At 58.2% G+C, this 6,991-nt stretch carries 2 protein-coding genes and 6 pseudogenes; 3 read left to right on the top strand and 5 right to left on the bottom strand.

Annotated features, from left to right (window positions below; all coding sequences use genetic code 11):
- Positions 1-198: 198 nt before the first annotated feature.
- A pseudogene (locus N181_RS30980) lies at positions 199-273 on the bottom strand (VOC family protein); the annotation flags it as partial.
- Positions 274-318: 45 nt separating this feature from the next.
- Positions 319-960, bottom strand: coding sequence for an HAD family hydrolase (locus N181_RS04515; RefSeq protein ID WP_037436859.1), 642 nt, complete (start codon positions 958-960; stop codon positions 319-321).
- Between the two features lie 148 nt (positions 961-1,108).
- Here N181_RS04515 and N181_RS04510 point away from each other — a divergent pair.
- Both N181_RS04510 and N181_RS04505 read left to right on the top strand, forming a co-directional pair.
- Positions 1,109-1,746: pseudogene (locus tag N181_RS04510) on the top strand (histidine phosphatase family protein).
- A pseudogene (locus tag N181_RS04505) lies at positions 1,739-2,205 on the top strand (NUDIX hydrolase). The pseudogenes N181_RS04510 and N181_RS04505 overlap by 8 nt, the downstream one beginning before the upstream one ends.
- A gap of 261 nt (positions 2,206-2,466) precedes the next feature.
- Here N181_RS04505 and N181_RS32875 read toward each other — a convergent pair.
- Positions 2,467-2,592, bottom strand: a pseudogene (locus tag N181_RS32875) (phosphoribosylaminoimidazolesuccinocarboxamide synthase); the annotation flags it as partial.
- Between the two features lie 279 nt (positions 2,593-2,871).
- Here N181_RS32875 and N181_RS04500 point away from each other — a divergent pair.
- Positions 2,872-4,490 (top strand): annotated as a pseudogene (locus tag N181_RS04500) (putative bifunctional diguanylate cyclase/phosphodiesterase).
- Between the two features lie 30 nt (positions 4,491-4,520).
- Here the strand turns inward: N181_RS04500 and N181_RS04495 are convergent.
- Positions 4,521-5,209 (bottom strand): annotated as a pseudogene (locus N181_RS04495) (molybdate ABC transporter substrate-binding protein).
- Between the two features lie 633 nt (positions 5,210-5,842).
- On the bottom strand, positions 5,843-6,967 hold the full coding sequence (locus N181_RS04490) for a CobW family GTP-binding protein (RefSeq protein WP_080580077.1): 1,125 nt from the start codon (positions 6,965-6,967) through the stop codon (positions 5,843-5,845).
- Positions 6,968-6,991: the final 24 nt, after the last annotated feature.

Below are 6,991 nucleotides of genomic sequence, written 5' to 3'. Positions count from 1 at the left end.
GCATGGATTGGAAGTCGCAGGCTCGGGGAACGGGATTACCTGTTTCCGAGCCGCGTGCACGCATTGCCGCATCTGTCGACGCGGCAATATGGCAGGATTGTCGAGCGGTGGGGTGTCGAATATCGGACTTGACCCCAAGCGCCATGGCACGCATTTGATGAGGAGGACGAAGGCGGCGCATATTTACGAGAAGACAGGCAACCCGAGAGTGCAGTAGAACTGCCAACCCGCATCCAGGTCGGCCATCGTCACGGTCACTTGGTTAAGGCGCATGATTTTGTATCCCTCGCCTGCGGAATGTGCCTGCCATGACTTCTGCTACGACCATAAATGTTTGAGGCGCGCGTGCTGTTGAATGTTCTGTGCCGAGGTGAAGGTGGCCGCATCCCATCCGGCACGGCTGGCCAGTTCGACAATTTCCGGCTGATCATCGAAGAACAGCGGTCGCTCTCCGGGGTCGATCTCGAGCGCCCGATTGATCGCTTCGAAGAAGCGTGGATCTTTCTTCGGCACGCCGATCTCGGCGCTATAAAAGATCCGATCGAAGTGGTTTACGAAGCCCAGCTCGTTCCACAAATAGCCCGCTCGATAATGCTCCTGTCCAGTCGCAACGAAGGTTTGTACACCACGCTCGCGCAGTTCCCGCACTAAGTCGGACACCTCCGGATTGATGTTCGAATCCTTCTCGAACCAATAGCGCACGAAGTCATCAACCCCGCCCTTGTAGCCGACCTGGGGAAGAACGGCCGCCAAAGCCTGCTTCAGGTCAAGGCGTCCGGTGATACATTCGAACATAGGCGAGGCAGCCCGGCTGCCGGGCGTGCCAAAGAACAGGAGCTGAAACGCATCGCGGTCGACACCCAGGTCGGCTTCGATCGTTGCATCCCAAGGTTTGCGACGGGTAACATCGGCATGCCAGCCGTCGATCAGCACGCCGTCCACATCAAAGAAGACCTTCACCTGTCCCCTCACTTTCCGCGACAACGAACAGTTGCTATCCGTTCAGTACTTCGCCATCACGCTGACTACAACTCGAAATTAAGCTTCCCGTCGGGGCGAAGCTGTCGCTTCAATCGCGAGTTAGAGGGGCACTGCCGGAAAAAACCTCATGAAAGACCTCTTTGTCGTGACGCACACCCAATCTATCCATCACGTCGAGAACAAAGTCGGCGGCTGGTACGACACTGGCCTAACTCCACGCGGTGAGATTGATGCCAGGGCAACGGCCGAGCGCCTAGCGGGCATGGTTGGTGGCAGCGATGCCGAAATATTCAGTTCCGACCTTCTGCGCGCATCTCAATCCGCGGCGATCATTGCAAAGCGCCTTCAGCAGCCCGTCGTCCACACTGCCGATTTGCGGGAGATCCGCTACGGCTCCGCCGGCGGAAAGCCCAACGATTGGTTAGCCGCGCGTCAGACACCTGCTCCCGACGACAATCGGATGGACCATCGTGGCGTATTGAGGATGCGGAAACCCGCAGAGATATTGCGAGCCGTGTTTACCGGCGCGTGGAGTCCATCGTCGAGCGCCCGTGCGAAAGGCAAATCATCGTAACGCACGGCTTTGCGCTGACGTTCGTCATCGCAGCTTGGATCAAGATGCCTCTCGATGCCGCCGGGTATGTGAGCTTTCCGGCGCGATCGGGAAGCATTACCCATTTGCGTCAGGATGATTTCTGGAAGAGCCGATCGGTCGTCATTCTGGCCGACGTATCCCACTTAAACCCCGAGGCGACAGATGGCTGACATCCCCGTACGTTGTTTCGCAGCGTCCGTCGTGCTCCTGCGCCTCATGGACGGTCAGCCGGAGGTCCTGCTTCTTCGCAGGGATCACACCCTGGTCGGCGAGTGGTGCCAAGTTGCCGGAACCATCGAGAATGGTGAAAAAGCATGGGAGGCCGCTCTCCGCGAAGTCAAGGAAGAGACCGGACTGGCATGCCATCGATTTTACTCTGCCGACATTTGCGAGCAGTTCTATGAAGCCGACCGCGACGCGATAAGTTTGCTGCCGGTCTTCGTCGGTTTCGTAGATCCCAGGCGACCGTTGTCATCAATCATGAGCACAGCGAATTTCGCTGGGTTTCGTTCGAAGAAGCATTGACCATGGTTCCGTTTGCGGGGCAGCGCCATGTGCTCCGGCATATAAAGTCGGAATTCGTCGACCGGGAGCCGATCCGCCACCTTCTCATAAAAGAGACGCCGTGATGGATTCAAATGTGTCGTTTCCTATTGTGCGAGGATGAGGAGTGGGGCGCGACGAGCTTGTCTGGAATATCGCCTACGATAGCTTCAGTGGCACAGGCTTGGCCCGCGCCTCCCCCCTCCAACCGGGGAAGTATCGCACATACGGGGTAACGAGATCATCGAACCATCTGTTCGAGCGTTCGCATAAGGAGGGATTTCGTTTCGAGCTCGGAATGGAGGTTCCATGATGCGGCTGTCTGCCCCCGTCTATCAACTGAAGCGCAGGCGATCGGTGGCGATGATGATACGGCGGCCATCCGGCAGATCGTAATTCTCGCGGACCTTGCCTCTGTAGTGGTTTGGGCCTTCAGGAATGAAGGCATCTGAAAGCACGCGTGGGGCTCCCATCTGGGCCTCCGAAGTTTGACGCGCCCTACTTCACCGAATCGCAGCTCCGGGGACGCCGCCACTGTCCGCTTACCACCAAACAAGAGGACCCAGGTGTGGGCTCTGACCGCGAGCGACATTCACCTTGAGATGAATCTTCCGGCCCGAATAGCAGTGCGCGTATGAGTATGTTACGTTCCCGACAACCGCCGGATGTGGCGACGACATCTTAAAGCCATTTACTCGGCTTCTAAATCCCAAAGGGCTTCTGACCGAGAGGCCCAAACCGAAGAGACAGGAATGAGCATTTTCGATGCGGCCTCGCCTACTTTACCATGGAGTGAAGCCGAGGATCTCATCTCGTTCTATGAGGATGCGAAGCTTATCGGCTGTTCTGCAGCGCTCGGGCGAAAGTATCAGATCGCCGCATCATCGCAGGCGACGATATGGAGTGTGTACCCTGAGCTCTTGAGTTCGCACCATAAGCTGGTCGTCGAGTCGGTGCATGCAACCGGCTTTCCCAGAAGTATCGACCTGCCCGATGGGACCGGTCGGGCCTCATCGGAATTTTCGAGATCGGAAAGACCGCAGCCTCGCTGTCGTTCTCGTCAGAGCCGGAAACCGATGATCGCATCCTGCTTCGACACCAGGCAATGCACGACGCGTTGACGGGACTGCCCAACCGCCGGCAATTCAGCAGCGATTTGGATAATCACCTGCCGGTGCAGGGCGGCGAAAGACTTTCGCTCATGCAAATCGATCTTGATGATTTCAAACCGGTCAATGACACGCTCGGTCATGCTGCGGGTGATGTCGTGCTCCGGGAGACGGCCAAACGCCTGCAGGCGGTGCTCAGCGAGGGAGCAATCGCATATCGGCTTGCGGGTGATGAGTTTGCAGCCATCCAACGGGGCGGGCGGCTTGGCCAGGCCGAGCGCCTGGCGGAAGCGATCATCACTGCGTTCAAGGAGCCTTTCACTGTTGACGGCATTGACGTGTTCGTGGGTGCGAGCATAGGCATCGCCATCGCGCCTGAAGATGGAAACGATGGCGAGCAGTTGATGAGGGCGGCGGACATTGCGCTCTATGCTGCGAAAAACGACGGGCGAGGACGCGCCAGATCCTTCAATCGCTCCATGCTCATCATGCTGGAGCAGCGCGAGATGCTACGGCGCAGCTTGCGCGTCGCCCTCCAGGAGCGGCAATTCTTCATCGAATACCAACCTCTCGCAGAGGCCGGTGTGATTGTCGGCTTCGAGGCTCTGCTCAGATGGCAGCACCCATTTGCGGGCATCGTTCCGCCGAACGTATTCATCCCCATGGCGGAAGCCGACGGGCTAATGGGAGAGATCGGCGAATGGGTGCTGGAGCAAGCCTGTCGGCAAGCCAGTGCCTGGCCAGCGCATTTTACGGTCGCGGTAAATGTTTCCCCGGCCGAATTCCTCCGCAAGGGTCTGACGGATCGCGTGGCCCATATTCTCGATTCCGCAGATCTTCGCCCCGAGCGACTGGAACTGGAAATCACCGAGTCAGTTTTGCTCGAGCGCACCACCAACAATCTCGACACCCTTCATACGCTGGAGGTGTTGGGCGTGCGCATTTCGCTCGATGACTTCGGCACGCGTTATTCGTCCTTGGCATACCTCAAGAACTTCCCCTTCGATACGATCAAAATCGACCGATATTTCATTAGGGACGTGGCGACCGATGAAAAAAGCCAGACAATCGTCCGTTCCATCATCGCGATGGCCCATGGTTTGGGAATGCGGGTCACCGCCGAGGGTGTCGAGACTGAAACTCAGGCGAACTGGCTTCAGAAACGAGGCTGTGACCGCCTGCAAGGGAATTTGTTGAGTGTACCGATGTCCCCGGATGCGATTGAGGGCTTTCTGCGGCAAGCATCCTTGGCGACCCAATAGAGGCGCTGTCTCGCGTGTGGCGTGGCGCCCTTAGCGGCGCTCGACGCCCTTTGCCGCCAAGGTGCCATCGACGTCAGTCGACATCAGAAACTCCGACAGTTGCTTGGCAGCTTCCGTGTCCCTTGGATGGGCGCTGATGCCAATCGCAAAGTCGATGTAGCTTTGGAGTTCCGCCGGAAACGGACCGACAAGCATGACATCGGGAGCGGCGAGAATCGAAGTCACGGGAACGACCGCCAACTCGGCTTCTCCACGGACGACAGACAGCGCGGTCTGCCCTCCTGATATGCCCACCAGCTTGGGCTTCACCTCGTCCGCTATTCCCAGGTGCTCCAGCAAACCGGAGAAGTAGCCGCCGCTGGTTCCGTCAGCGGCGTAGGCAATTGATCTGGCGCTCTTCAACGCGTGTTCGAACGCTGGCACGGACCCTATGTCGAGCGATCGACTGCCTGCCTTGGCTGCCATGCCCATTGCTATTCGGCCGAACGCTATCTGACTCCCCACCTTGACCTTTCCCAGGGCGGTCAGATCCTGAACCATATGCGGATTGATTATGACGAGGTCAAAAGGCTCTCCAGCCTCATCTGCTTTTTTACTGTCGGATTGAGCTCGAACTTGACCGCAACTGTGTATCCTGTCGCCGCTTCGAACTGAGATATGAGAGCACGGACGGCGGGTCGGACTGCAACAGCGCCCAAAAGTCGGATTTCCTGATTCATGGTCTAACCGGATCGGTCGAAACGAGTCCTACACTGCGTATATTGCCAATTCAGCGCCCGCTGGGAATGGGGAGCTGGTTCGCAGATCGGCGGAAGCATTGGAGAGTTCGACCCGAAGCGGCCGCTCGTGCCAAACCAGCCAATGTCTCCAACGGGGGAGAGCAGGACTTTCAAAAATTTGGCTGCCCATCCAAGCAGCGAAAGCTGTTAGGCAAGATGCGATCGTAAAACGCGCTGGTGGCGAATTTGGATAATCCAAAATTCAAGGTTGGCATTTTTCCCGTACTGACCCTCTTACTCAGCGTGTATCGGTGGGCTCCGATAATCCACATTCGGAAGGTCGGTGCCGGCAGTGGGTCCTATATCCTTGGGACGATGTGGAGCCCCGAAATTGCCGCAATACTCACCCGCTTGATCGGTCAGCGCAAGCTACGCGGTCAGGGCTGGATACTTCGGACCCAATGCTTGACGTGTTGTGCCTGGCATGACCGTAGGTCTCCCTGTAAAGCCCCACTCTTCCTTTCGCCCAGGATATCCAGATACTAGGCTCGCCCGTGGCGATCCAGCTTCGGCAACTTCGGTTCGGCGACTGGAACGCCGACAGGGCCCCTTCCCAGCGGCGCTGATGATCATTTAACTCGCCGCTCTCATTATCGGGCTGGTCTGCTCCAGTGCCTGGTTCGGCGCGCTGGCCTTCTGGAACTGGTCGCGAAGAATTGCCCCGTCGATGCCGCCAGCAGCGCCAATGACCACGATCTGCGTACGCGGTGCCCGCCCGCCCCATTCATCTTGCAAGGAGAGGTCAACGCGCTTGCCGACCACCTGCAGCACCGCCCGCCGCGTCGGAGCGTCCGACGAATAGATCACGCCCTTGGCGCGATAGATGCTCGCCGGCAACTTTCGAGCTGTCTCCCGCAGCGCTTCCAACGAAAGCGGCTGATCGGTCTCGTAACTCCAGGTACTGAAGGCCTGGGAGTGGTCGTGCCGATGGTCGTGAAGGTGATGCCCGCAAGCGGGATCATCGCAGGCGAAAGAATGAATGGGCTGGTTGTGCGGAAGCGGGCCCTCGAGCCGGGAGGGATCGAACCGGCCGACCGACAACAGGATTTCGAGAGGCACATTTCCGTCAGATGCCTCGACGAGCCGATAGCGGTAAAACCGGTCGTCGAGCCATGACTTGATCCGCTCGATCTTCTCCCGCGTGACAAGATCGACCTTATTGAGGATGAGCATGTCTGCGAAGGCCACCTGCCGGAGCTTCAGTTCCATCATCTCCGGTGCAGCGAATACCTGCTCGGCGTCCAAGACGCACATGATGCTGTCCAACCTGATGCGGTCCCGCATGCCTTCGTCCATGAAGGTGAGTGCGATGCCAGACGGGTCGGCCACTCCGCTGGCCTCAAGCAGGATGTATTCGGGCTGCTCGGGACGCGCCGTCACCTGCATCACCGCAGCGACCAGATCCTCGCGGATGTTGCAGCAGACACATCCATTGGCGAGGTTGATGATGTCGCCATCGTTTTCAACTCCGATAATGAGGTCGGCGTCAATGTTGATCGAGCCAAAGTCGTTGACCAATACAGCGACCCGAAGGCCGTGATCGCCCGTAAGAATGCGATTCAGCAGCGTCGTCTTGCCTGCTCCGAGAAAGCCGGTGAGGACGGTCAACGGCACCGCTTGCGCGGCAGATTGCTGCGTGGGGGCGAAAAACAACCCCGTTTCAGAATTGCCGGGCGGGCGGGCTATATCGTGAGCCACTACTTGCTCCCTTCAATAGCATCG

It is taken from the genome of Sinorhizobium fredii USDA 205, assembly GCF_001461695.1.
GTDB classification, from domain to species: Bacteria; Pseudomonadota; Alphaproteobacteria; order Rhizobiales; family Rhizobiaceae; genus Sinorhizobium; species Sinorhizobium fredii.
This window is presented reverse-complemented; position numbering and strand designations above follow the sequence as displayed.